24 protein-coding genes are annotated in these 25,871 nt (G+C 43.2%); 16 read left to right on the forward strand and 8 right to left on the reverse strand.

Going from position 1 to position 25,871, the window contains the following annotated elements:
* Positions 1-86: 86 nt before the first annotated feature.
* The 5 genes from J1N09_RS10185 (at position 87) to J1N09_RS10205 (ending at position 6,613) form a co-directional block, all read left to right on the forward strand.
* Positions 87-1,139, forward strand: coding sequence for a hypothetical protein (locus J1N09_RS10185; RefSeq protein WP_265200077.1), 1,053 nt, complete (start codon positions 87-89; stop codon positions 1,137-1,139).
* 1 nt (position 1,140) lies between these two features.
* Entirely contained in the window at positions 1,141-3,105 is a 1,965-nt protein-coding gene (locus J1N09_RS10190) for an ATP-binding protein (RefSeq protein ID WP_265200078.1), read from the forward strand.
* Complete coding sequence (locus J1N09_RS10195) at positions 3,105-4,355, forward strand: DUF6638 family protein (protein ID WP_265200079.1); 1,251 nt, start codon at positions 3,105-3,107, stop codon at positions 4,353-4,355. The genes J1N09_RS10190 and J1N09_RS10195 overlap by 1 nt, the downstream gene beginning before the upstream one ends.
* Positions 4,352-4,864, forward strand: a complete 513-nt coding sequence (locus J1N09_RS10200; protein ID WP_265200080.1) for a hypothetical protein — start codon at positions 4,352-4,354, stop codon at positions 4,862-4,864. The genes J1N09_RS10195 and J1N09_RS10200 overlap by 4 nt, the downstream gene beginning before the upstream one ends.
* Before the next feature lie 78 nt (positions 4,865-4,942).
* Positions 4,943-6,613, forward strand: a complete 1,671-nt coding sequence (locus J1N09_RS10205) for a hypothetical protein (RefSeq protein WP_265200082.1) — start codon at positions 4,943-4,945, stop codon at positions 6,611-6,613.
* Here the strand turns inward: J1N09_RS10205 and J1N09_RS10210 are convergent.
* From J1N09_RS10210 to J1N09_RS10230, 5 genes are read right to left on the reverse strand one after another with little or no spacing between them, the layout of a single operon-like run.
* The gene (locus tag J1N09_RS10210; RefSeq protein WP_265200083.1) at positions 6,610-7,014 is read right to left on the reverse strand and encodes a hypothetical protein; all 405 of its coding nucleotides are present in this window, start codon (positions 7,012-7,014) and stop codon (positions 6,610-6,612) included. The genes J1N09_RS10205 and J1N09_RS10210 overlap by 4 nt on opposite strands.
* Complete coding sequence (locus tag J1N09_RS10215; protein ID WP_265200084.1) at positions 6,998-7,756, reverse strand: methyltransferase; 759 nt, start codon at positions 7,754-7,756, stop codon at positions 6,998-7,000. The genes J1N09_RS10210 and J1N09_RS10215 overlap by 17 nt, the downstream gene beginning before the upstream one ends.
* The gene (locus tag J1N09_RS10220) at positions 7,744-8,490 is read right to left on the reverse strand and encodes a DUF2071 domain-containing protein (protein ID WP_321160809.1); all 747 of its coding nucleotides are present in this window, start codon (positions 8,488-8,490) and stop codon (positions 7,744-7,746) included. Before J1N09_RS10220 ends, J1N09_RS10215 begins: the two co-directional genes overlap by 13 nt.
* A complete protein-coding gene (locus tag J1N09_RS10225; RefSeq protein WP_265200085.1) occupies positions 8,491-8,865 on the reverse strand; it encodes a DoxX-like family protein in 375 nt (124 codons plus the stop codon).
* Positions 8,866-8,875: 10 nt separating this feature from the next.
* Positions 8,876-10,774 carry a putative porin gene (locus J1N09_RS10230; RefSeq protein WP_265200086.1) on the reverse strand — a complete coding sequence of 633 codons (1,899 nt, stop codon included), beginning with the start codon at positions 10,772-10,774 and terminating at the stop codon, positions 8,876-8,878.
* Between the two features lie 61 nt (positions 10,775-10,835).
* Here J1N09_RS10230 and J1N09_RS10235 point away from each other — a divergent pair, with 61 nt between their 5' ends.
* The 7 genes from J1N09_RS10235 (at position 10,836) to J1N09_RS10265 (ending at position 19,069) form a co-directional block, all read left to right on the forward strand.
* Positions 10,836-11,435: a ribonuclease HII gene (locus tag J1N09_RS10235; RefSeq protein WP_265200087.1), complete on the forward strand. Its 600-nt coding sequence runs from the start codon at positions 10,836-10,838 to the stop codon at positions 11,433-11,435.
* Positions 11,436-11,481: 46 nt separating this feature from the next.
* Positions 11,482-13,956 (forward strand): hypothetical protein, encoded by a 2,475-nt coding sequence (locus J1N09_RS10240; RefSeq protein WP_265200088.1) that lies wholly within the window; start codon positions 11,482-11,484, stop codon positions 13,954-13,956.
* 47 nt (positions 13,957-14,003) lie between these two features.
* A complete protein-coding gene (locus tag J1N09_RS10245) occupies positions 14,004-16,949 on the forward strand; it encodes an ATP-binding protein (RefSeq protein ID WP_265200090.1) in 2,946 nt (981 codons plus the stop codon).
* 137 nt (positions 16,950-17,086) lie between these two features.
* Complete coding sequence (locus tag J1N09_RS10250; protein WP_265200091.1) at positions 17,087-17,239, forward strand: hypothetical protein; 153 nt, start codon at positions 17,087-17,089, stop codon at positions 17,237-17,239.
* Positions 17,236-17,991 carry a hypothetical protein gene (locus tag J1N09_RS10255; RefSeq protein ID WP_265200092.1) on the forward strand — a complete coding sequence of 252 codons (756 nt, stop codon included), beginning with the start codon at positions 17,236-17,238 and terminating at the stop codon, positions 17,989-17,991. The genes J1N09_RS10250 and J1N09_RS10255 overlap by 4 nt, the downstream gene beginning before the upstream one ends.
* Before the next feature lie 32 nt (positions 17,992-18,023).
* Positions 18,024-18,302 (forward strand): hypothetical protein, encoded by a 279-nt coding sequence (locus J1N09_RS10260; protein WP_265200093.1) that lies wholly within the window; start codon positions 18,024-18,026, stop codon positions 18,300-18,302.
* Positions 18,303-18,376: 74 nt separating this feature from the next.
* Entirely contained in the window at positions 18,377-19,069 is a 693-nt protein-coding gene (locus tag J1N09_RS10265; protein WP_265200094.1) for a hypothetical protein, read from the forward strand.
* Between the two features lie 33 nt (positions 19,070-19,102).
* On the opposite strand, the gene lipB is transcribed toward J1N09_RS10265, so the two are convergent.
* The 3 genes from lipB to J1N09_RS10280 all read right to left on the reverse strand — a co-directional run bounded on the left by lipB (position 19,103) and on the right by J1N09_RS10280 (position 20,854).
* A complete protein-coding gene (lipB, locus tag J1N09_RS10270) occupies positions 19,103-19,816 on the reverse strand; it encodes a lipoyl(octanoyl) transferase LipB (protein WP_265200095.1) in 714 nt (237 codons plus the stop codon).
* 2 nt (positions 19,817-19,818) lie between these two features.
* Positions 19,819-20,559, reverse strand: coding sequence for a hypothetical protein (locus J1N09_RS10275; protein ID WP_265200096.1), 741 nt, complete (start codon positions 20,557-20,559; stop codon positions 19,819-19,821).
* Between the two features lie 136 nt (positions 20,560-20,695).
* Positions 20,696-20,854 carry a YqaE/Pmp3 family membrane protein gene (locus tag J1N09_RS10280; protein ID WP_265200097.1) on the reverse strand — a complete coding sequence of 53 codons (159 nt, stop codon included), beginning with the start codon at positions 20,852-20,854 and terminating at the stop codon, positions 20,696-20,698.
* A 108-nt stretch (positions 20,855-20,962) separates the two neighbouring features.
* On the opposite strand from J1N09_RS10280, the gene J1N09_RS10285 reads away from it, so the two are divergent.
* The 4 genes from J1N09_RS10285 to lysS all read left to right on the forward strand — a co-directional run bounded on the left by J1N09_RS10285 (position 20,963) and on the right by lysS (position 25,758).
* Positions 20,963-21,877, forward strand: a complete 915-nt coding sequence (locus J1N09_RS10285; protein ID WP_265200098.1) for a hypothetical protein — start codon at positions 20,963-20,965, stop codon at positions 21,875-21,877.
* Between the two features lie 2 nt (positions 21,878-21,879).
* Entirely contained in the window at positions 21,880-22,944 is a 1,065-nt protein-coding gene (locus tag J1N09_RS10290; RefSeq protein ID WP_265200099.1) for a helix-turn-helix domain-containing protein, read from the forward strand.
* Positions 22,945-23,077: 133 nt separating this feature from the next.
* Positions 23,078-23,968, forward strand: coding sequence for a thioredoxin family protein (locus J1N09_RS10295; protein WP_265200100.1), 891 nt, complete (start codon positions 23,078-23,080; stop codon positions 23,966-23,968).
* 95 nt (positions 23,969-24,063) lie between these two features.
* Positions 24,064-25,758, forward strand: a complete 1,695-nt coding sequence (gene lysS / locus J1N09_RS10300) for a lysine--tRNA ligase (protein ID WP_265200101.1) — start codon at positions 24,064-24,066, stop codon at positions 25,756-25,758.
* The last annotated feature ends 113 nt before the right edge of the window (positions 25,759-25,871 follow it).

Raw genomic sequence — 25,871 nt, forward strand, 5'->3', positions numbered from 1 at the left:
AACTTTTCGAGTGAGGTGGTGGATCTTTACTTGATGAGATTTCTCGCTATGCTCGAAATGAAAAATAAACTGAAGACTTGTAATTAATGTCGATCAATCAAATTGTAACACCTTTAGATAGTGCCGTCCTTGAGACCAAGGAACAGTACACGGTGTATTTCAAGATCGTATCGCACGCCTTCGAATCGCTGATGAAAAGCATCACGGAAAACGATATATGTAATGCACTGGAGGTTTCTTTTATCAAGCAGTATTGCGAGTTGCTTTCGTATTCTTTGGAATCATTCAGGGTGAAATATCTGTACGACGAGGAAGAGAAAATGAAGATCGACCTTACTGAGTCGGGATTCCCAAACTACCTCGAATTTCGTTATCTCATCAACGATCTGGAGCTCAAGAAAGAACACATCAGCAGGTTACCAGACCCTAAGGATCTGAAAGCCGAGTTTCTCGAAACATTATTAAAAGATAAACAAGCTGTCTCTCGGCGAAAACTGGAACAGGCGGCTTCTATAGTGTATTACAACTCGGTGGAACGAAATTACATCTTCCGAAAATTCGTGCAGGGTAAGATCATCACCATTAAGAACAACCCGGATGCACCTTACCTGGTAAGCTGGTCCTTTTACGATGTTTCCTACAACCGCCCATTCATCTGTTTTATGTATTTCGATCTGCATAAAACAGACCTTCAGGAGTATACCCAGAAGATCTATGAAGTTCTGGAAAATGTTGCCGACAGGAACATGAACCTGGACAACCTCGCTTATGCCATCGACAAAAGACTACCGCGAGTCCTTCCGAAGAAATTCAGGAAAATAGATATGGGACCCCTGCATAACGTATTTGCCAAAGACGAACTAACCATTACACATGTGATCCTGGAAGGAATCGTGAATAAGGTTCTCGACCTTTCCAGTTATGCATTATCAATTACCATAGACGACCTGCTGTCCACAGGGAAGATTACGGAAGGCAGTTTTTTCAACAAACAACACTTGCAGATCTGGGAGTCACACAAATCGAAGAAATATGTGCTTTGTCCACACAGACTTATCCAGTTACTCTACGACCGAGTCCCCGATGAGATAAACAAATTAGCACAGGAACCAATAGAAATACCCGCTCTAAAATTATAGTATGGAACACAGCAGTACATTTCCAATTAAGATTTCTGAACTTGACGCGCTTCGTGAAGAGGCCACTTCCTATCTTAAGGGCGTCCAGTGGGAACAAGGGTACAAGGCAAAGAATCGGGATAAGAACACTAAAGACGATTCCATACTTCTATATCTATCGAAAGCGACTGGCAATAGTACTTCCAGTGTGACTTCAGTATCAAAATCGATACTTGCGCTAAAGAAGCGATTGTTACCCGAATCCATAGCGATTCCGTTAAAACTTAATCGTGCCTTATTCGCTCTTCAGGAAGGTCTTACCATGGGAATCTGGCTGAAGGACAGCTATGGAGACGCCTCCGGACTCACAAGCCTGAACGAACGAAAAAGCACCCTGGACGGGAGCCAACGGCGGGAATTCGAATCCAAACAACAAACAGCTACGGCTTATATGTTGTATGGTACATCGTATAGAATATTACACGACCTAAAACCGGTAGCTTCGGATGACCTCAGTGTGATGAAGAATAAGTTCGCGGGCATACCGGAATTGTCACTTATGTCGCCTATCAAGGGAATTTCCTGCATGCTTTTCTATTACGACAAATACCTGAACCACCCGGAGATCATCACTCGTGATACTGATGTGGTTGATTTTACCGTCGTTTTTTTCGATGCCATGATAGCAGAAATTCAACTGCGACTTGGCTCATTGGAATACACCGAAACCATCACAGACCGCACCTACAAACTCGAAAAAAGTGAGTTTGCCGTTTCGGGCTGGGAGAATGTATTTGAAGGTACAGCAAAAAGTGTTGAATTCAACAAAATACAATTTGAAGAGATCGTTGGTAACCGCGACGCCAAGCACTTTGCAAGGAGGCTCACGGAGCGATTGCTGAGCTACGATTTCACCGAAAGAAAAAACCCATTCCAGGAGTTAGGTGGCTTTATGCCGGTCTTCATGGGATACGGAATTCCCGGAACCGGGAAAAGTATGCTCATCGCCGCGATCGCTACGAGATTAAAAGAACATTGCGACAATCTTGATATTCCTTTCCTCTTCCATCCCATGCCCGATACTCTGATCTCGACCTTCCAGGGAGGCTCTGCCGAAAAGATGGTGCAATGGATGAAACCATTGCAGGATCCCGGAAAACTGATCTTCGCTCCTATCGATGATGCGGAGAACAACCTCCAGGAACGAACCGCACAAGGGGTTTCGGCAGGTGTAAAAGAAGTGATAGGTGTGTTCCTTAGATACACCGAAGGAGCTTATGCTGTAAACTACGGGAACAGTTCTGTCGGACTATTCACCAACCTCCCCGAAATGCTCGACAAGGCTGTTATTTCGAGGGTACAGGGGCGATTTAAGATCGATGGAGCCAGAACCATTCCGGATTTTGTGGACCAGGATTACCTCTGGTGGCGTAAAATAGAAAAGACGATGCCGGGATTTGTGAATATGAGTGACCCCGAAAAATATGTCTATCTCAGCGAGCAGGGACTGGCTAAAAACCTGGGTGAAATACTTCAGGCTACTGAAAAACCGACAGAGGAACGAGTTCTCGAGATCTACGAGCGTTCGGAGCAGAAGCATAAGAATTCGGAACATTTATTCTATGCCGAATTGTATAAGAACATTCAAAAGGCTTTCCCATTCTTCTCGTCCCGGGATATTCGGAATATTCAAAGTGCGGTTTCACTGCGCCTTACCGATTTCGACTTGCCACCCGAATGGTTCGAGAATGCAGATGAATATTTCAGAAAGGATTATGAAACCAAATTCAATATGCTCCAGGAATTGATGAAATCGAATATGAAAGGGTTAAGTTTCTCCGATATTCGAAGGCAGGAAGTGGTGCGATACCTGGATAATGTTGCGACAATCGCCGACACGGATTTCAAACGTAAAGTAGATCAGCGATTACACGAAATGAATGTGCAAATGGAGGCGCGCAGGCGCTTCGAAGATGAAGATCACTAATGGATAAACTAAAAGCTGCCGGATTATATGGAAGGGAACTCATAGCAGTTTCAGGCTCGTTGGCAAGACGATACAACGGCTGCCTTGGCATGCTTGGTGTTGAACCTACAGCGCTGGATCGATTCCATATAGACGGAATGGGCTGGAGTCCGGAGATCGCCGAGGAAAAGTCGAATCCGTTCTATCTGAATATAGGGGAGGCAAATTCCAATGCGATAATCATTTCACCTAACCAAGAAGGCAACCCGGTGCACATGCCATTTCACTCTTTCGACAGGGATATTATGACGACAGTGTTCACTGCCTACGCCAAGGAAATACGAGATATTACCAAAGACTCTGCTATTTGCATTCACCTGGATCAGCATATGGACACCTACTACGAACCATTTGATCTGTTACGATATAACCAGCTCACTTTGAGTTTCAGGATACTAAACGACCTGGCAAGAAAACAGAAAGAGCAACTTGAGCTGGTAGAAGAATTCAATAGCGGTAATAATTTCATAAACAGAGACATTCATAATAAGCTATTGGATTCGGCCAGGAACTTTGGTGATTTACGAAACAGGAAACTGGAACTAGAACCCCTTAAGCTGAAGATCAGGTCATTCTACACCAAGGCTTTCGGTGGGATCTTTGTGCTGAGGGACTTTATCAACGACATCATCATATTTGAATCGGAAGAGTATTTTAAGAAAGCGATTAAAGATACGGTTCACGATGTCACGATGTTCCATATCGATCACAATGAATTGACAGCTACATTGGTCAATCACCTCATCGCCGAATTCAACATAAAAAAAGCAGCAAAAACCAAGCGTTACGAGCGCATCAAAAACCACTTATTTGTTCAGGAACTAAAAGAATGTAAGCACCCGTGGACGGAAGTACTTGATAGTCCGATGCTATTCAAACGCTATCTGAATGAACTAGACGTTGAAGCTAAAAAAAGGTTGATGAGCGTAGAGCGGTATAACCAGCGCAAGATCGTAGAACGCGAATTAAAGATGGACGAAGTAGTAGATCCCATCTATATGAAAGCTTTGCTGGAACCACATTCATCGCTGGAAGTAGAGCATAAAGAACTTATTTGGAAATTACTTACCAAGATCGTCCCGGTGGACCCGCTTCACCTTTATTGGTATGATAAAAAGCATTTTTACGAGACCTATCTTACCTGGCCCGAAGGTTACCAGGACTGGGTAATAGACCGCATCCTTAAGAACAATCTAAACTACGCATCATGACACTGGAGATCATTGTATTTGTAATCGCCATCCTTTTCGGAATTATCATCTACTGGAGGGAATCGAAGAGTAATAGGCTATACCGATTTTTTAATAAGATGATGCATTCCAAGGATTTGCAAATGGAGCCGGACAACCCCAAGGGTTTTGTCCACAAGCAGGTATTCCTGATGCGCTTGGTCTGGATCACTTTACTTTACGTTATCGCGGGAGCATTGATAAGCTTTGCCACTCCTATTAATGTGATCTTCTTCCAGTACTTCGTATCGGCCATCGTGGGCACACTGATAGGGACGTATATCGCCTCGGCATTTATTTTTACCTCTCAGGGTCTAAAAAAGGAGAACCTCAAGAAGAAATTCGATGAGGCCGTGGAAAAGGGAAAAGACTTCGTTGAAGACCTAACTGAAGATGACGAAGCCCCTGAAGCCGTTCAGGAAGAAAAAGAGTCGGCAAAGGAGCAAAAAAGTGCTCGTGACCGTTTGAAAGACAAGGGAATGATAAATTAATGGCCCCGGACATCGGACATCGGACATCGGACATCGGACATCGGACAATAAAAAAGTAACAATCTAATCTAAAGTAAAATGATAAAGGCATACTGGAAACGCGGAAAAAAACAACGGCGCAGGGTAATTATCGGCGGAATCATTTTGCTGTTATTGCTGTTCTTCCTTCGGGATGATTATCAGCCCGCCCTTTTATTCCTTCGGAAATTCATATTCATCATCCTGGTGTGCGGACTCTTCCTCGCATTAACCCTTCGGAAATTCCGAAGTGCACCCAGTGCCGGACGACGATTACTCATCATGCTAGGGATCATCGCTTTTTTTGGCACGCTGTGGTTCTTCGGCTCGAAATTACAACTATACGCCTACATGCAAACCTATAATGTATTTCAGAATCTAAATAAGATCGAAATACATGAATTACCACTTACCCAGAACGAACGAATCCAACCATTCAACAATATTGTGACCATGGCCTACGAATCCATCGGTGAGACACAGGAAGTGTCCTTACCGCAACTAGTTCGTGTGGACAGCAGTAACCAATGGACCATGGCCGTGCAACCTTCCAGAGAATACACATGGCAGCGGATCAGCGATAACACAGAGGAATTATTCACGGTAGAAAGCACCTCTCCATTTCCCCGTTTCTCGGGTGATAACCGCATTCCAGTAACCTTCTCCATTGGTGAATCCCTGGCTTTCAGCAGGAATACTTATAATGCCGTGGTGCAGCGCTTCAATTTCTTCCAATTGTTTACCATGGAACCCAGCGACGTGTTCTACATGAAGAATGACGAAGGAAAATGGGTGCAAGTGGTAAGCCTGATCAAATGGAAGGGCTTCTTTTTCCCTTATCCTTCTTACGGCGGAGTAATGATCGTAGAACCTGGTGAACACGACTTTATGGACTACCTGGAGCGCATCAGCATAGGTAAGGGAACTTATATTCCACCAGATGAAATCCAGAACTATCCGTTTCTAACCAAACAGAATACACTGGCGGAAGAAGTGTCGCGCCTACAGGCGCAGTCATTGCAATTCCTGGGCGGATTTACCGATCCGCTACCCTGGAACATGGAAACAGCCGTTAAGATCCCGGATCTGAAAGACGATGAGAATATGCAGCCTTTTGTGACCGACTTCAATTTTGATACCATGGAGGTGGATGCATACAGTGGCTTATACCATTGGTTCGGACTTGAGCCCGTGGGTGAAGAACGAACAAGCTTGTCCTTCAGTGTGATGATCCCTGCCGATGGAACCGACAAATTGCTCTACTACAACCACGCTGCCAAAAAAGAAGGACTTGCTGGAGTTTCAGCCATGCCGCTAAAAGTGATCGAATCGAGAAAGGAATACGACTGGAGCGTGAACAAACCCGTTGAATTCCGTCCGTTCGTTAAAGAGATCGGTGGCAGGAAACGTATGTTCGTGTTTTGCACTGTTGCAGCCAAAAGGGACGATAGCAAGAAATTCGATGGATCGGCTACGCCCGATCTTGCCCTGGTGGACACGGAGTATCGCGATGTAGTTTGGATCGATGCAAAGCACCCTTCTCAGTGGGAATCTGCCATCCTTGAGCAATTAGGCGAGACCTGGAAAACTTCCGAAAATTTAAGAGATGAGGATATCTGGCCCGATAGGAACGATCCTGATTTAAATTCAATTATTCAATTAGATAGCACGGCGCTGCAAGAGGTCTCAGAAGAACTCCTGGAGGTAATCAAAGACAGTATTAGCAACTAAACGGAAGGGCTAAAATAGACTACAACATAGACTATCGAAATATATACCCAAAGCGCAGTGAAAAGTACATGCATGGTGGTCTCAAAAACTTTTCCACGCCATAGCTTGGTAGAGTAGATAAACAGCTGAAATACGAGTCGGACACCCCAGAAAACGGCCATGCCCAGTGACACAATTTGTCCGAGTTCTGTACTAACCAATAGATCTGCCTGGCTAAAGGATAACAGCCCCATAAGAAAGACCATCAACGCAATGAAAAATGTGTGTACTTTCATCATCTGCCTGTTGATGAGACTCAAGGATTTGAGTTCTTCTTTCCACTTGAAATACTTTGGAAAGGGTATATGGACAAACGCCAGTACCATCAGCAAAATTCCTATGATCTTAAGATGTAGCTCCATTTTTAGTGAGTATAAAAGTTGAAACAAAAGGTGTGATCTTGATTTCTTTCTGAAGATACAGATCGGATGTTGAAAAAGATTTCAACCAATTTTTTTTACTGAAGAAATGAAAGACTCCAACCGTGTAAGCCAGGAAATTTGGGAGGTCCCGAAGATGTTCTACAACTACTACTCTACCTTCTGAAGTTAGGATCCTGTTTACGTCTTTGAAGAACTGTATCCTTTCCTTTTGATCCCGAATCTCATGAGCACTCATAAATACAAACACCCCGGATGCAGTTTCATCTTCCACCGGGATGCTGGATGTTTCTATGGCAGTAGATCCATGGTAAGGTGGGTATGCTTTGCGCGCCCTCTTTATCGACACCTCCGTATGCCGTTCCGGGTTGTAGAAATCGAAAACCTTCAGGGTCGACCCAGGATATCTGGACCGAATGAACTCCGAAGTCTCATCAAATCCCGCATTGATATTCACAATAGTATCCGAATCTCCGAACTTCAGATCTTCCAGGTAATTCAACGTATAAAGATCCGATCGGTCGTAGACCCAATAGGAAACTATCAGGGATTTCAAAACAGGAACGACCAAAATGACCACTGCTATAATCGCCACAAATGAACTGAGGTAATGATTCAGAAGGAAAAAAATTACGGGAACCAGGATCACGAATATCACATAAAAGTGCCAGTTGAATCGAACGATGTTCCAAACTCCTTCAAAAGGTTTTCTTATCCTTTCCATACTTCCTTTACTCCTTTCTTCCAAAAATAAGGGACTTTTGTAATCTGGAAAGCGTTGGCCAGGATCATCCCATCGATGTTGAGGTTATGAATAAATTCAAAATGATGGTTGGTTACTGAAAGTGGCTGGGGTTTCCAATTTTGACGGACGCCCTCGATAATGAGCACTTCTTTTTTTTCGGAATTGTAAGTAAAAGTGAATGGAAGCGGCCCTGCAAACCTCCTCGCTTCTTTCCATGAACTGAAGGGAGAACCTTGGGGTAAGGGTGCCTCTTCGGATGAAGCAAGGAAGTCGGCCCTGAAAACAGAACCATCGGAGATCACAGATGTTTCTGCATCCTTGTCTTCAAATCGTATGTCGGTTGTAGAATAATTGTAGTGAGTAAAAATATTTCCGAAGAACTCCATCTTCTTTCGATTGGTTTCTGATTTCAGTATATACAATCCTCTAAGACGCTTTCCATTATTTCTCGTGTAACGCACGAAGACCCGATAACCTATGAGCATGAATTTATTTCCGGTGAATTCAGGCATCCCTTTGGGTCTGAGATTTTTGGTTTCAACCATGGCTACTGCAACAAATCCATATTCATCGTTGAAGGTATCCAAAGTGAGGCATTCGGGAAGCAAGTGTTCCAGAGAAGCTTTAGGCGCCGCGAAAGTAAAAACCACCGACCGTTCAAAAAAGGCCTCTACGGCGAACGGGTGGTCCTTTAAAAAATTGAGCACAGCCATTTATTGCAATCGTTTCGCAATGATGAATTCATTAATAAAGATAAGGATCACAAAAAGGATGGCAAACAACATATTCATACTACCCCAAAGGAGTAATTCCGGCACCAGGATCACTTCAAGTATATTCATTAGCAGTACCAGCACTATTTGGGTGATCGCATTAAATTTCGCCCTATAACCGCTTAAAATCCAGAATCCCATGATAACTTCTCCCAATCCGATTGCGAGAGTGAGTTGCTGGGCGTATTCAAATCCGAGGATTTTAGCGACAATAAACTCATGCCGGGGAATCATACCAAGGATCTTGCAGTAGAAGCCGTTCACAAACCAGACGACAGCGAAACTAATTCTAAGGATCACATAAATCGATCTCATAATTCAAACATTATAAGAAGAAGTTCCAAACCAGGCCAAATCGGATTACCGCATCCCGATACGGATATCCCGGGGCGGCAAAGTGGCTGTTTGATGTATTGAACAATTGATTGATATGTTCATACTTAACGTATATCCTGGTTTGACGGATCTTGGCATTGAAGAAAAGGTCTACCATTGGGAATCCACCTATCTTCTCATTTTCCTGTACATAGAATTCGGCAAGCACCGGATCATAGCCGTTCATATCGTATTCGGTGAAGTATTTCACAGTTATACCCGTTTGCAGGAACATTGCTTTTTTAAACCACTCGTCCTGGTAGTAGAGTGAGTGACGTGTGACGATCTGAGGAATATTAAATACTTCATCCCCACTTACCGCCTGTTGGAACATCACGGTATTCATGAGTGCGAATGATTTATAACGAAATTCCCTGGATGCTTTTACCTTCATGTAATCTACCCTATCCCCGTATTGTTGTGGGGTTGGTGTGCTGTCGTTCGCTTTTATGGTGAAATAGGTGAAATCATCGATTCCCGTGTAACTCACTTCAGCATCGAGAAGTTTTTCAGAATTCAGTTCGAATTTCAATTCCTGGGTTTTGACATTCTCAAAATCGTTCTGCCAATTGTAATTTACATAATCGCTCTGATTCAGAAGAAAATTGAAGTTCGGTGCCACCGAATGAATTGTCGCTGAAGCCTTCACTTTGTTTTCCTCATTAAAGGAAAATGCAGCGGCGGCATTCAGGTAATTTCCGTCGAAATCACCCGCGATATTGATCTTACCATTACCTGTAAGTTCGAATCCGCGATACTGCTTCCTGTAACTGGCTCCGAATTGTACCAGGTTGCCCTGGATCCTGTTCGTGATACGTCCTTCATCCAGGACTATGACGGTGTTATAACCGTAATTAAAGTCTGTATAACCAATAGAAGCCCCGATTTCCCCCAGTATTGAATTTTCCAGTCTGGCATATCCCTGAACATTGAAATCCTCCAGTTTTGTCGTCTTTTTTAGATCTGATGCCTCATAGGATTCACCGAATCCTGTGAATGGCTCGCCCTGTCGATATTCGTAAAATTTGTCTTCGTAGCTAATTCTATTTCCAATATTCAGGACATTATACGATGTAGAGTCCCTTTTACTGATCAATTCGTATTCATGGTCCGCGTAGAAACGCAAGCCTTCCAGTTTGTTTTCGGCATTTTCGAAATTTACATCGAGTCGGCCACGGTCTTCGAATTCCGGATCATTTGTTTCGAATAGGAATATGGAGTTCGCATTCAGGCCACCATTTTCTCTGTTCAAAATATCCTGGGCGGCGATATGCCCTCTGAATTTGTATCTTTTGTTCTTTGTTTGATAATTTGTTGTAAACCTGAAATTACCTGTACTCGTAAGCGATTGCTGGTAACTTCCCAGGGAGCGCACCCCTTTATAGGCTATGGAAAAATTGAATTGTTCGCTGGTGTTCACCGTAAGAAAGGCGTCCAGTTGCTGCCCCTGGTTGAAGGCAGTCCTGAAATAAAGTTCTGTGAGCGGCGTAGGAACCCGAAAATAGTGCATGTCCTCAATTTCAGCGTAGTTAAAATGATGCGATTGAGCTACGAATAGCGGTTTCAGGTTTTTATTATTGAAGGAATATCCGAGAGAATTGTATGTCTGTCCAACGTTCGCAAAAGGAATCAATTCAAAATCGTCTCTCCTCAGGTAGTTGAATTTATAATCCTTCTGAATACTAAGCGCAGTATCTACATTGGTGGTATCCCTATCGTGGGATATAATCTTGTAAAGATCGATGGGCGCCTTATTTTGTGGGGTGTTGTCAGGGCCGGTGGGATAACTTTGAGAAAACACTACAGTAGTGAAAAGGGATAGAAATAAGAACGAAAGTGTTTTGCTCATGTAAGGACGTCTTATCGCACAAAGGTAAATTATTAAACGAAAATAGTTACTTTTAATTTCAGTGTTAGCCCTTAAAATAAATCCTGGTCTTATAGAGTGCGGAACCGACGAAGCGGGGCGTGGTTGCCTTGCCGGTCCGGTAACGGCTGCAGCGGTTATACTGCCCGATGATTTCAGCCATCCCTGGCTTACCGATTCCAAGCAACTTTCAGAAAAAAAACGAGAAGAATTGCGGCCTGTAATAGAGCAAGCTGCCGTTGCTTATGCCGTGGCTCATGTGATGATGGAAGAGATCGACCAGGTAAACATCCTCAACGCCTCCATACTGGCGATGCACAGGGCTATTGAACAATTAAAGATCCAGCCTGAATTCATTGCCATAGATGGGAATAAGTTCAAACCTTACAAGAAAACAGCCTACGAGTGTGTGGTGAAAGGTGATAGCAAATACCTGCACATCGCCGCCGCCTCCATACTCGCAAAAACGTATAGGGACGAATACCTTCACAAGCTACATGCGGAGTTCCCCGCTTATAACTGGAAAAGGAATAAAGGATATCCTACGTTAGAGCATCGGGATGCCATTAAGAAATATGGACCTACGCCTTATCACCGCAAGAGTTTCAGGTTACTCCCGGAACAACTTCGGCTCGATCTGTAGATTGTTGAAAAGACGTAGATAAAGTATTGGTAAACCAACTGTTTCGATGGCCGATACTCCCTATTTTTGTGTTGTGCAGCAGTTCCTGAACAGTAGTTTTTTCATCGCAATTTGCGCGCTTCTTTTAGCGTGTGAATCGGATAATGCTTCCTTTACCCAACCGGAAGATTTTATCCCCAGGGACCCTGAAACTATTATTTCCATTTCAAATTATGAAACACTCAAAAACGATCTTAAACTCAACGAGATTATAGACCGTTACAAGGATAGAACCGAATTTAAACTGTTATCCGGTGATCACGAGATCCTTCGGCATCTTACAATCAAGACAAAATCCCTGATCAGCATTCACTCTGGTGAGGGAGACCAAAAAGAATTTGCTTTCATTTCCCGAATGGACAGTACGATACTAGAGTTGGATTCGGTTCCCAATATCATTTCAGAAACCCTCACCTACGGCAAATACACCATCGATCGAATCCAGGTGGAAGAGCAGATCGCTTTTTCGGCAAGCCGCGATAGTTTTTTCCTTCTCACTTCCTCCCAGAAGTTACTGGAAGAAATCCTGGACGACAAAACGGCTTCTGAAGAGAAGTATCGGAATACTACTCGACTGGGAAGCGACGCGGAGCTTCTAATTACGAGAAACAATAGCATGGTGCATCTAACCGATTCCATTTATGAACCACTATCGGAACAGGTTTCGCTTAATCTCACCATAGCGCCGGGAGGTATTACAGGCTACGGGGTTGCCACGGGTCAGGATTCTGTAATAAAGCTTATGGATGCGTTTAAGGGTCAGATCCCACAAACAAATCATATCAGCTCTGTTCATCCGGTTAACGCCAGGTCTTCTGTTACTTTTACCATCTCCAACCCAGATTCACTTGTTCAGCATTTGCGATCGTTACGCGGAGACACAATTCCCAAAACGTTGCCTGCGATCTTCGAAACGGCTACTGAATTGGCTGAAATCCGGACGAAAGAGGGGGATATTATTATAATGCACAGTATAGATCCTACTCTTACCAATGAATCCCTGCTACCCTCCTTACTTGTGAACACTAACTTCCGGGATGTTGATATCTACGATTTTACTGCTGCCCAGATCTTTGTTGAGAATTTCAATCCTTTAATTTCTCAGACCATCCCTGCTTATTGTTTCAGGGTGGAGGATTTCTTTGTTTTTACTGAAACCATGGTAACTGCGGAAAACTTCATCACGTCTTTCAAGACCAACAGTGTCCTGGAGAATTCGAACCATTACCAAACCGCCTTAGGGGACATGAGTACTGCCTCCTCACTGATGATCATGTTCTTTGATGAGCAGGTAAATACGGGTATATCCGATGCATTGTTTGGAGCAACACCGAATCCAAACAATTTGGCGAGTGTTGGCGATTACAACTTATCTGTGTTGCAATTCAGTCATGACAGGGATTTTGCACATGTGAATTTCGTTTGTAAAGAAGCCACTCAATCCAAAAAAATGGCAGGAGGTGTAGTTCAACTATTCAGTAAAAAACTGGAGGTGGATATTCTGGGAGAACCCACATTCTTTACCAATCATCGAACGGGAGGAAAAGATATAGCTGTTCAGGATATGTCTAACAAATTGCACCTGCTCTCCTCTAGCGGGAAGGCACTTTGGTCTCGCGATCTCAAGCATCCTATCCTGGGAGAGGTTCATGAGGTGGATATTCTTCGGAATGGGAAAAAACAACTTGCCTTTGCCACAAAGAATGCTTTGTATGTAGTGGATCGAAATGGAAACGACGTGCGCCCGTTCCCTGTTCAGTTTAGGGATGAAGTCACTCAACCTTTGTCTGTTTTCGACTACGACAATAACCGAAAGTACCGCTTTGCGATCGTTCAGGACAAGGAGGTCTTACTCTACGATAACAAAGGCAAGAATGTAAGCGGGTTCAAGTTCGCAGGTGCGGGATCATCCATTGTTTTACCGGTTCAGCATATCCGTATGGGAAACAAGGATTATATCTTAGTGGCAGAAGAAAGCGGTACCCTGAATATTCTTAGCAGGGTTGGAAAGTCGAGGGTTCGTGTTGGTAAAAGGTTCAAGTTTTCTGATACCCCAATTGAGCAGGAAGGATCGAGTTTCGTGGTAATTACTTCAGAAAAAACCAAAGAAAAGATCTCACAAAGCGGAAAGGTGAGTTCTCAAAAGCTGGAGGTATCGGATAGTTATTCTTTCGTAATCGATTATAATACAAAAGCTACCCTGGACGACAATCTTTTACGTGTTAACGGAAAGTTGATAGAATTACCTTTCGGGATATATACAACACCCGAAATCTACCGGGTGAACGGAAACACCCTTGTTAGCCTCACCGAAACCCAGGAAAAACAAATTTTCATTTACAACCGTGACGGCGACCTACTTCCCGGCTTCCCGATTTACGGGTCATCATCTGCAGCTCTCGACAACCTGGATCGTTCTAACGCTATGAATGTATTAGTTAAAGGAGAGTCTAATGAGATCATTCTTTACGAGGTTCGATAGTTACTTTATTTGTAATTACCTATATTTAGAAATCAAGCAACCTAACAATGCAAAGAATTCTACTAATTCTGTGTTTTCTTTTCTCTTCTACTTCCTTTTTTGCCCAGGACGCCATTTCCTACGTGAAAAATATTTCTACCGAAGACTCCATTAAAATTACCGGATGGAGAATGAAAATGGCTCAAAATATAAACCCGTATCCCGATAGTGCTTTTTTCTATTCGCGGAAGATCAAAACCCTTACTACCGATTTAAATTACAGCCAGGGTATTATCGATGCCGACTATCTCATTGGGCAATGTTTTAAGCGAGTGCAACAGAATGATTCGGCCATCGCGTATTTTAAAGGGGCTCTGGATTTATCTAAGCAGATCGACTACCCTATTGGCACAGCCCGGGCGTATAACAGTTTATGCCGAACCTATTATTTAATGGGCATGATGGACGAATCTGTAGAGGCCTGTGAAAATGCCATTGCCGCTACCCTAACTTACGACGACCCAAATAATATGATCTTCGCTGATTCTCACACCGCGTTGGCTACGGCCTATGCCAGGCAGAACAAACTCGATGAGGCGATCAAGAAATTACTGGTTGTCGATTCGGTGCATAAAGTAGAAGCTCTTCGCCCGGATGTAATTGCTGCGGCCTATCAGAATCTTGGGAATATCTACCTCGATCTTGAGGACTACAACGCTTCAGAAACGTACTATATTCGTGCCAACCAGGAGTTCGAAAAATTGGGTCCTGGCGCAAGTTATTTGCTTAATACAACCCATATCAACCTTGGCCAGGTGTATCTGTTTAAGAATGAACTCAATCGTGCAGATAGCCTTTTGACTTTAAGCTATACTTTCTTTTCTGGTTTGAAGGACGAGCGAACCGTGGGAGAGATTAGCACCTATCTGGGTCAGTTAAAGGTAAAACAAGGAGACCCTGAAAAGGCGGAAGAATATTTTAATGAAGGGTTTGAAATTCACAAAAGAAATGGAAGGGCATACGAAGCCTCACTAAATGCGCTTGAATTGGCAAAGTTATCCCTTAAAAAAAACCAACCTTCTCTCGCCATTCCCTACCTGAAAGAAGTCGAATCACTCAACGAAGCATCTCAAAATAGCCAGGTTGCTCAGGAAACACTTGAGTTGTTGTCTGACGCGTACGAGCAAAATGGTGATTTCAGAAATGCATTTCGTTACAAAGAACAGGCTACTGCGCTAAAGGATTCGCTTCAGGCAATTCAGAGTTCAGAAAAAATAAAGGAGATCGAGGCCATATACCAGACTGAGAGCCGCGACAGGGAAATTGAATTGCTTACCTCGCAAAACGAATTGGTAGAAGAACAAAAGAAGAATCAACGAAACCTATTACTCGGGGGAATCGGATTGATGGCAATGGTTGGACTATTCTTTTTCTTCCAGTACAGGAACCGTTTAAAGACGGCAAAGAAATTAAAGGAACTGGATAAGGCAAAATCGACATTCTTCGCGAATATATCCCACGAATTCAGAACCCCGCTAACCTTGATAAAAGGCCCGGTTGAGGATCAATTGAATTCAGGAAAACTGAGCAAAAGTGACCGAAAGAACCTGCTTATTGCAAAGACCAATACCTATCGCCTGGAATCGCTGGTGGAACAATTACTAGCATTGTCCAAATTGGAGAGCGGCAATTTATCGTTACATGTTCAACCGGGTAATTTATCAAATTTCATTGCTGTGCAGGCAGAAGCCTTTGCGTTCAGTGGAAAAGAAAAGAATATTAAACTCGAAGTATCTCTGGACACTAAATACGAAGTGGACGACTGGTTCGATCGTGATGCTATGGAAAAGATTCTGTTTAATTTACTGGGTAATGCTATAAAGTATACCAATGAAGGAGAGACCGTTCGGATCTCAAGTTTAAGGGAGCCTTCAGTTTATTCCTTTAGCGTTAAAAATACCGGCAAATTCCTCTCGGAAGAACAGCAAATCAAAATCTTCGAAAGGTTTTATCAATCCGATCGAGATAATCCTGGCACTGGAATTGGCCTCGCGCTGACCAAGGAATTGGTCGAATTGCATAAAGGAACTATTTCGGTGGAAAGTTCGGAAGAAGAAGGAACGCAATTTAGGGTAGAAATCCCGATAAATAAATCGGATTACGGTCCTGATGAAATTCTTTCCGAAGAACTTCAGAAAAGTGAGACAACTGTTGAGTCTGTTTCAGAAGAGATCCTTGAGCAGCATCTCTCAACTCCTGAGGACGCCCCTATCTTACTGGTGGTTGATGACAATGTGGAGATCAGAAACTATGTGTGTTCAATTTTTGAATCAACGTATCAGATCAAAACCGCTTCAAATGGAAAAGAGGGATTAGAGCTGGCATTGGAAGAGATCCCGGATATTGTTATTAGTGATGTAATGATGCCTTTAATGGATGGTTTTGGATTCACAAAGAATCTTAAAGAAAATGAAATAACATCCCACATACCAATAGTTTTACTTACCGCTAAATCCGATGATAAGGATAAACTGGATGGGGTGCATAGTGGTGCGGATTCTTATGTTATTAAGCCATTCAACTCGCAATTATTAAAGGCTACTGTCACCAATCTAATTGAAAACCGCAGGAAATTGCAATCCAGGTTCGCACAGGAAGTTCTCATTCGGCCAAAGGACATTTCCATCTCATCGGCTGATGAACAATTCCTGGAACGACTTCAGAAAGTAATGGATCAATATTTAACGCAAACCGATTTTAGTGCAGAGCGTTTCAGCAAAGAAATGGGGGTGAGTAGAATGCAACTCCACCGAAAGCTAAAAGCGATCACAGGTCAGTCTACAAGTGAATTTTTACGTTCTCAAAGATTAAAACTTGCCTACAATCTTCTGAAGGATAAAAAGGCCAACATATCGGAGATAGGCTATACAGTAGGCTTCAACGATCCATCCTATTTTACCAAGTGCTTCAAACAGGAATTCGGAGCATCTCCAACAGATTATTTCTCTTCCTGAATGCTTTTGAAATAGAGTAAACCTTGCTTCTCACCCCTTAAACACGGGATGTTACATATGTCATAACATTGGTTACATGGCTCCAACAAGGGCCCGATCTTGATTCCTAGTTTTGGATTAATAAACGATACCCCCCAATGAAAAAAGAGCGTAAGGTCTATGCCGGGAATGTTGAGCTGGAACCATTTAAGCAGATCTATCTCAACATCAATCATCTCGCAAAAGGGATTTACACCCTCAAGATCACGCACAAGAACAAAGTAATAAAACAAACCACTTTTAAGAAATGAAAAGAATCATCATTATCCTGCTGCTAAGCTTTTCGCTCCATCCGATCACGGCACAGGTGGGTATCGGTACAACTTCTCCAAACCCTTCAGCAGTGCTCGACATAAATTCATCTGACCAGGGTCTTTTGATACCACGCGTAGCTCTTGGAGACGTGTCTGATACAATGCTGGACGGCACCAATACAGCAGCTACAGGTTTATTGATCTGGAACACCAATGCTTCGGTTACAGGTGGAAATGGTGTTGGGTATTACAGTTTTAATGGAACAAACTGGGAAAAAGTACGAACCTCTGCTGATAGTGCTAAAGTGGTATTAAAGGTAAGCAGCACAACTGCTTCCAGTTCGATCCCACAGGGAGGAAATTTTATCCTGTTCCTAAACTCAATATCATACAATTCGGGAGGTGGGTCCTACGATACCAGTACTGGCACCTATACAATACCAGCCGATGGACTATATGAAATAAGGACATCTTTTAATGTTAACCTGGCGGCACCCAATTATGAAATGCTGATGAGCAATCGAGTCTGGCTTAATGGAGTCTACTATATGACCACACTGGAACAGCGCACCGAAGCAGTCGACATCAATTATGGAATCACCTACTCAACCACCTTTGTGGAGCAATTCTCAAATGGTGATCAGTTGCAGCTATTTTCTACAAATGTTACACCCTCGTCTACTGCCGTTTATGGAGGTGCCTCCACTGCGGGGAGAGGGACCTGGTTAGTAATAAGAAAGATCGATTAAATAATTTATGAATTTAAATAAATCCTAACATCATGAAAACGACAAATTATCTTCTAGTTCTATTGTTCCTTCTATTAGGAACGCAGGCAGATGCCCAGATCTTTAAAAAACTCAGTAAAAGAGCTGAGCGTGCAGCTGAACGAACCGTTGAATGGCGAGTGGATCGAGAAGCATCAAAAACTACAGATCGAGTCCTGGACTCAGTGATCGATGCACCAAAGAAATCCAAAGAGCAACGCAAGAAAGATCGCAAGGCACGAAAAGAAAAAGTAGTAATAGAAGAAACAGATTCTATTTCGGGCTCTTACTAGGCCTCTAAGGACCAATATAATATAGTGCCTAAATCTTTATATTTGTAATTAACCTCATCAATAAAATGTATATCATGAAAAAAATAATAACAATTTTCACCCTCTCGTTAATGATTTCCAGTACTGTGAATGCACAGGACTGTAGCAAGTACTACCCTTTTACTGAAGGAGCCGTTTCTCAATTAACCATGTACAATGCTAAGGGTAAATCCCAGGGGATGGTCGAATACCACATCAACAGTGTTTCCAGCACAGGAGATGCTACAATAGCTAACATGACAATGAAGCTGATCGACAAAAAAGGCAAGGAAATGAATGGCACGGAATACGAAGCTACCTGTAAGGAAGGCGTGGTATCCATAGATTTTAAATCTTTGATGGGTCAGGGAATGCTTGCTGCCTATGGGGAAGAAATGGAAACTGACGTAAAAGGGACCAATCTTGACCTTCCCAATGACCTTTCTGTTGGGCAATCATTGCCTGATGCCGAAATTATTGTAACTATGTCAATGTCCGGTATGAATTTTACGATGAGTACGTTGATCACAGATAGAAAGGTACTTGCCACCGAAACCGTTACGGTACCTGCCGGCACCTTCCCTTGTTATGTTCTTACCCAGACTACGCGGATAAAATCTATGGCGGCAAACCAGAGTCGGACGTCAAAACAATGGATAGCCGAAGGGGTAGGCGTTGTTAAATCTGAAGACTACAATAAGAAAGGAAAGCTGGACGGAACCAGTGTTCTTACTTCGTTCACAAAGTAAGCAATTAATACCGCGGCCCAGGTCGCGGTTTTTTTATAAGTCAACTTTATCCGAAACAGACGCCTCGAATAATTCCGTGAAGTGATGCAATAGTTTTGATTTAACCTCTTCCATGGAAATATGAGGTCTGCCCAACTCTACATTAAGTGATGTAACCGCTTTGCCCTTTATTCCGCAGGGGATCATGTGATCGAAATAGCCCAGGTCCGTATTCACATTGAAGGCAAATCCGTGCATGGTGACCCATCTGCTGGCACGCACACCCATGGCGCAGATCTTGCGAGCAAAGGGAGTTCCAACATCCAGCCACACACCGGTTTCTCCTTGAGAACGCTCACCTTTCAATCCATACTCCGCCAGGGTAAGGATGATCATTTCCTCCAGAAAGCGAAGGTATTTGTGAATATCTGTAAAGAAATTTTCCAGGTCAAGGATGGGGTAGCCTACAACCTGACCAGGGCCATGGTAGGTGATATCTCCACCTCGGTTGATCTTGTAGAAGGTAGCATCGATCTCTTTGAGCTTGTCTTCGTCTATGAGCAAATTCGAAAAGTCACCACTTTTCCCCAGAGTGTATACATGCGGATGCTCCACAAAGAGAAAGTGGTTTGGAGTTTCCAGTTCGAGGTTTTCTCTGCGGTTCCGGATCTTCAGATCGAGAATTTCCCTGAATAGTTCCTCCTGGTAGTCCCAGGTATCTTTGTAGTCCTTGTTTCCAAGGTCCTGTATTTCTATTGTTCTATTCACTATTAATTCTCCAATTCAACCTCAACGTCCAATACGTCCGGATCTTTAAAATAGTCTAAGAAGCTGCGTTCGAGCTCCATCGTTTTGCCGTCGAGAGAGAAAGTAGCGTCCTCAACTGAGGTACTCTTAATTTTTCTAGGGAAGGTATACTTTATCTTATACTTCATGGAACTCATAAAAGCTTCGGCCTGTTTCATACTATCTATCTGTCTCTTGTGAGCTACCTCATCAATAATATACGCATCACGTTTAAAAACATTATTCTTGAATTCGTAAGCAACTGCCATGATCTCTGGTTCCTCCTCATCTCCCCCTTCTTCACTGGCTGAGGAATCACTACCCGGAATAAATCCTTCGGCTTGCTGGTATCCCCTCATAAGTTCATTTGCTTCGGACACATCCTTAAAATCGGTGAAGACATCCATTAGCATTTTTTCCGCATCCGGATCACTCATTATTCGTATTTTGTAATTTTCCATTGCCTTTAGCTTCTTTTGTTCGGCCCTGGATAGTTTTGCGATACTATCTTTCTTTTCTTCAAAAATATCTTTGAAAGTAATGATGGTGTCCTGCTTCGTCTCGGTTGAATCTTTCCCGAATTCACCACTAAAAGCCATCATTTCACTTAAGTCCATACTAAGTGACATGCGGCCTGTACCGTCTTCATTTAGAATCATAGTTTCCTGAAATTGACAACTTATCAAAGAAATTGAAACAAATGCGAGTAGAAATAATTTTTTCATCGTTCCGAAGGTTAATGTGTTTTAATGATTACAAAGATACCGAAAGTATGTGTTTTAGCGACCAAGAGTAAGAACTTATGGTCTATCATGATCGATTCCGAAGAAAAACAGAATACACCCGACCGCTAAAGATAAATTATCGATCCGGATTGTTAAGTATGATCAGTGCGGCGATCACCCCGGGAATCCAACCGGCCACGGTAAGGATTAGTACGATTAGCACCGAACCACAACCCTTGTCGATCACAGCCAGTGGAGGAAATAAAATTGAAAGCAAAACTCTCCAAAAACTCATAAAATTAAAATTACAATTATTCTACTGTTATAAGATGACGGAACAAGTGATTTGTTACAATGTTGATTAACTCAATATGCCTCGCTATATTTACCAAAAAATATACTTATGCGTTCCTACCTCATTCTTCTCAGTTTTCTGATTCCCTTGCTAACCGCATGCAAAGACAAGCAAACCGACACAACAGTAGCTGGCGACCCCGTTGAAGAGGCAGTAGCTCCTGATACCGAGGACAAACTGCTTGGGTTGATCGAGAAGGATGATCTAATGAAACCTGCCTTCGAAGATTGGTTCCAACCTACCTATGAAGACTACCAGGTGAATACCGGACTTGTCGACAGTTTCAAAGAGGAACTTGCCGAATACGAGATCGAAGTTTTTATGGGCACCTGGTGCGAAGATAGCCAACGTGAGGTCCCTACCTTGTACAAGATCCTTGAAGCCGCCGACTTTCCAATGGAACAACTAACCGTAGTGGCTATCGACGACGAGATCGAAAATTATAAACTTAGTCCGGGCAAAGAGGAGTACGGCAAGAACATACATCATGTTCCTACCATCATTTTCAATAAGGACGAGGCGGAAGTGAATCGGATCATCGAATACCCGGTACGTACCATTGAAGAAGATATTCCCGTTATTCTGAGTGAAAATTACCTACCCTATTATTATGTGGCGGATCTCATTCACAATAAATTGAACAGCATGGGTCTGGAGGCCTTCAAAGCAAATATGGAAAGCCTGGCGAGTGAGTTCGAAGGCAAACCCAGGGATGTGTACGAATTGAATACCTATGCCAAGACCATTTTCCGACAAGGGAAAAAAGAAGAAGGGATCGCGGTGGCGAAACTCAACACTATGATCTACCCTGAAGATGCGAACTCCTATGCCGGACTAGGTGCACGATTTTCAGATATGGAACGTTATGAAGAAGCCATAGCCCAATTTGAAAAAGCCCTGGAACTTGCTCCGGGCGACAGCGAATTCCAGGGATTACTGGACGAAGCCAAAGAAAAACTATAAAATTGAGAGGAGTTTCATTTGTCATACTATGCTTCTTAAGCCTTGCGATACATTCTATTCAGGCGCAATACGAGTTCGACGGCTATGTGGACGATTCCATGATAGAAGGTGAAGTATACCTTTCTATGGTGGAAGATTACCGCAAGATCTCGGGCGTCTACCACGAACAGATCATCGCCAAGACGGTACCGGATTCCACAGGATACTTTGTCTTTACGGGCAACAATCTCCCGGCTCAGAACCGAATGTACAGGATTCATGTAGATACCTGTCCCGACGGAGAATTCAATGTGTCGCATGTGAGCGGTAATTGCAGCAACAGCAAGGAAATCGTATTTGTAGCTAACAACACCACTGACCTATCGCTTCCGGTAACCTTCGAAGATGAAATGTTCTGTAAGGTTGTCTCTACTGATGAACGCAGCAATGCCTTTCTGAAGATCGACTCGCTGAAAAACGATATGCGCTTTGCTTTCAGTAGTTACCGTTCTGAAGCTAACCGAAAACTGAATACCAAGAAGTGGTTCAGTATACTTCAGCAGTACGGTGAACAACTCAATGAACCCCTTGCTGAGTTATATGTCTACAGCTTCATCAGCGATAGGCGTAGCATTCTTCACGCCTACTATTTGGAAGACCTGAAGACCAATGAGTACTATAACAATTTACTTCAAAGATTAATATCAACCTATCCTGAGACAACCTATGCCCTTCAATATGAGGCGGAGCTAAAGGCAGATCAGTTCCTGGTTCAAACCGCCAGCGAGGCCAAACTCCCGTGGTGGGTTTACTTAGTTGGTTTACTCACTTTACTATCTGTTCTTGCTAATTTTTATTTCTTCGGAAAGTGGAAAAAGATCAAGAATGCCATCCCGGATGCTTCCAAGGTTTTGTCCAACCAGGAGCAGAAAGTACTCGATCTTATCCTGGCCGATAAGACCAATAAGGAGATCGCTACCGAAATGTACGTGAGCGTAAGCACAGTAAAAACCCATATCAACAACCTGTACAAGAAACTGAAGGTCTCTTCGAGAGATGAAGTAAAAACCTTATATTCAGCCTCTTAATTTATTTCAACCGGGGGTCTAGCCCTTATTTCAACCCATCTTTCTTCAATTTTTTTCTGAAGGATAGGCAATTTCGTTCCATCATCAATCTGCCACTTCGCTAAGGCATCGGGGCACAAATTCAGAAACGAACATGAAAAATCGATTGCTTATCACTATGCTACTGTTCACCGGCCTGCTCATTGCTCAGCCAGTTAACAAGGAAATCATCAAAGAAGGAACGAGTCCGAAATTACTGGGGAAAATCAACCAGGAGGGGCTGTCCAATGGGAGCTACGCGTCCTGGTTCCTGAAAAACCGAAGCGAGTACCAGCCCAATGCTGCCGTTATCAACGAAATTAAAGACCAACTTGCCGATTACACCATCGAACTCTTTATGGGAACCTGGTGTGGGGACAGTAAAAGAGAAGTCCCCCGATTCTACAAAGTACTTGAAGCTGCTGAATATCCCCTGGAGCGTCTCACGGCAGTGGCCGTAGACCGGGACAAAGCCTCCTACAAACAAAGTCCGGGAGGAGAACACGAAGGAAAGAACATTCATAGAGTTCCAACCTTCATTTTCTATAAAAATGGCGTGGAAGTGAATCGCATTACGGAGGAGCCAGTGACAACACTGGAGTCGGATATCCTTGAGATCCTGAATGGAAATTACACCCCGAATTATTCGGGTGTATCCAAGGTTGACGATCTTTTAAAAGAAGTTAGCCTGGAGAAATTCGGAAAGAAATCACTCAAATTACTACCCGAATTGGAAAAGGTGGTTAAAAACCGCTACGAATTGAATACCTATGCAACAGTTTTATTCTATTCCAAGAGGAAGGAAGAGGGGCTGGCTGTTTACAAACTCAATACCCTGCTATTCCCGGATGAGGTGGGTACGCACCTTAGTCTGGCCAATTCCCTTGGGGTCCTTGGGCGTCATTCGGAGGCTATCCATAACTATGAAAATGCCCTGAAGGTAGACCCGGAAAATGAAGAAGCTGCTGCCTCGCTTGAGTATATAAAATCTCAATCGAAGGAATAACAAGGGGTTTTTCTGAAAGTTATAACACAAAGTTTTTCGATTTAGGTTAATTTTGTGCCGTCTGTGAAAACACGGCTATCAAAAGACGTACACCTATGCAACTTTCAGAACTGGAATTGATACGAAGGGAGAAACTTTCCCAACTGAGAAATCTAGGCATCGAACCTTATCCGGCGGCTCTATACCCGGTGGATACCACTTCAGCAAAAATTAAACAGGAATTTGAAGAAGGAAAAAAGGTGAATTTAGCCGGCCGGCTTATGTCGAGACGCATCCAGGGGAAGGCCTCTTTTGCAGAACTTCAGGACGGTGAGGGAAGAATCCAGGTATACTTCAACAGGGACGAGATCTGTCCGGGCGAAGACAAAACTCATTATAACGAGGTATATAAAAAACTACTCGACATCGGTGATTTTATCGGTGTGGAAGGTGAATTGTTTACAACTCAGGTAGGCGAAAAGACAGTAATGGTGAAGAATTTCACCCTACTTTCTAAAGCACTAAAACCATTACCTCAACCCAGGGTTGATTCAGAAGGAAAAGTGCACGATGCCTTTACCGATCCCGAGCAGCGCTACAGGCAGCGTTATGCCGACCTGGTCGTGAATCCACATGTAAAAGACGTCTTTGTAAAAAGAACGAAGCTCTTCACCGCCATGCGTGATTTCTTCAACAAACACGGCTATTTTGAAGTGGAAACCCCTATACTACAACCCATACCCGGAGGAGCGGCTGCAAGACCATTCGTTACACACCACAATACCCTGGACATGCCGTTGTATTTGCGGATCGCCAACGAATTGTATTTGAAAAGACTGATCGTAGGTGGTTTCGACGGGGTGTACGAATTCTCCAAGAACTTCAGAAATGAAGGAATGGACAGAACTCACAACCCGGAGTTCACGGCCATGGAGATCTATGTAGCTTACAAGGACTACAACTGGATGATGGAATTCTGTGAGCAATTGCTGGAATTCTGTGCAGAGCAGGTAAACGGTACCACGGAGGCTACTTTCGGAGAGCATACCATAAACTTTAAGGCACCCTATCCGCGAGTAACCATGACCGACGCCATTAAACAATTCACTGGTTTTGATATTACCGGCAAGACTGAGGAGGAAATTCGCGCAGCGGCTGAAAAGATGGGCGTTGAAGTAGATCCTTCAATGGGTAAAGGAAAGCTTATAGACGAGATCTTCGGTGAGAAATGTGAAGGTAACTTTATACAGCCCACCTTCATCATGGACTATCCCAAAGAAATGAGTCCATTGTGTAAAGAACATCGTAGCGATCCGGAACTTACGGAGCGTTTCGAACTCATGATCTGTGGAAAAGAAGTAGCCAATGCCTACAGCGAGTTAAACGACCCAATCGATCAACGGGAGCGATTTGAAGACCAGTTAAAGTTGGCCGACCGCGGAGATGATGAAGCCATGTTTATCGATAACGACTTCATCAGGGCCCTGGAATACGGCATGCCTCCTACGAGTGGGATGGGAATTGGAATGGACCGCCTTGTGATGTTCCTTTCTAATAATGCTTCCATACAGGAAGTGCTGTTCTTCCCTCAAATGAAACCTGAGAAGAAGCAGGTAGCTTTGAACGATGAGGAAAAACATGTTTTGGAACTTCTCAGAAAGAATTCACCTGTTCACCTGGTCGAGCTAAAAGCAGAGACCGGTCTCTCCAATAAGAAATGGGACAAGGCCATTAAGCACCTAACCAAGAATAACCTGGCTAAGGTGGAGAAGACAGATGATGGTTTGTTTGTTGAGATAGTTGGAGAATGAAATAATTGATAAAGGATTTACTTAAGGGTAAATCCTTTTTTTCTACTTTTAAGTAGTTGATTTTTGTAGATAAAACTTCTTTTATAGTTTCGAATTGCTCCCTTAAGGAAATG

This window comes from Aureitalea sp. L0-47 (assembly GCF_026126405.1).
Lineage (GTDB): Bacteria > Bacteroidota > Bacteroidia > Flavobacteriales > Flavobacteriaceae > Pukyongia.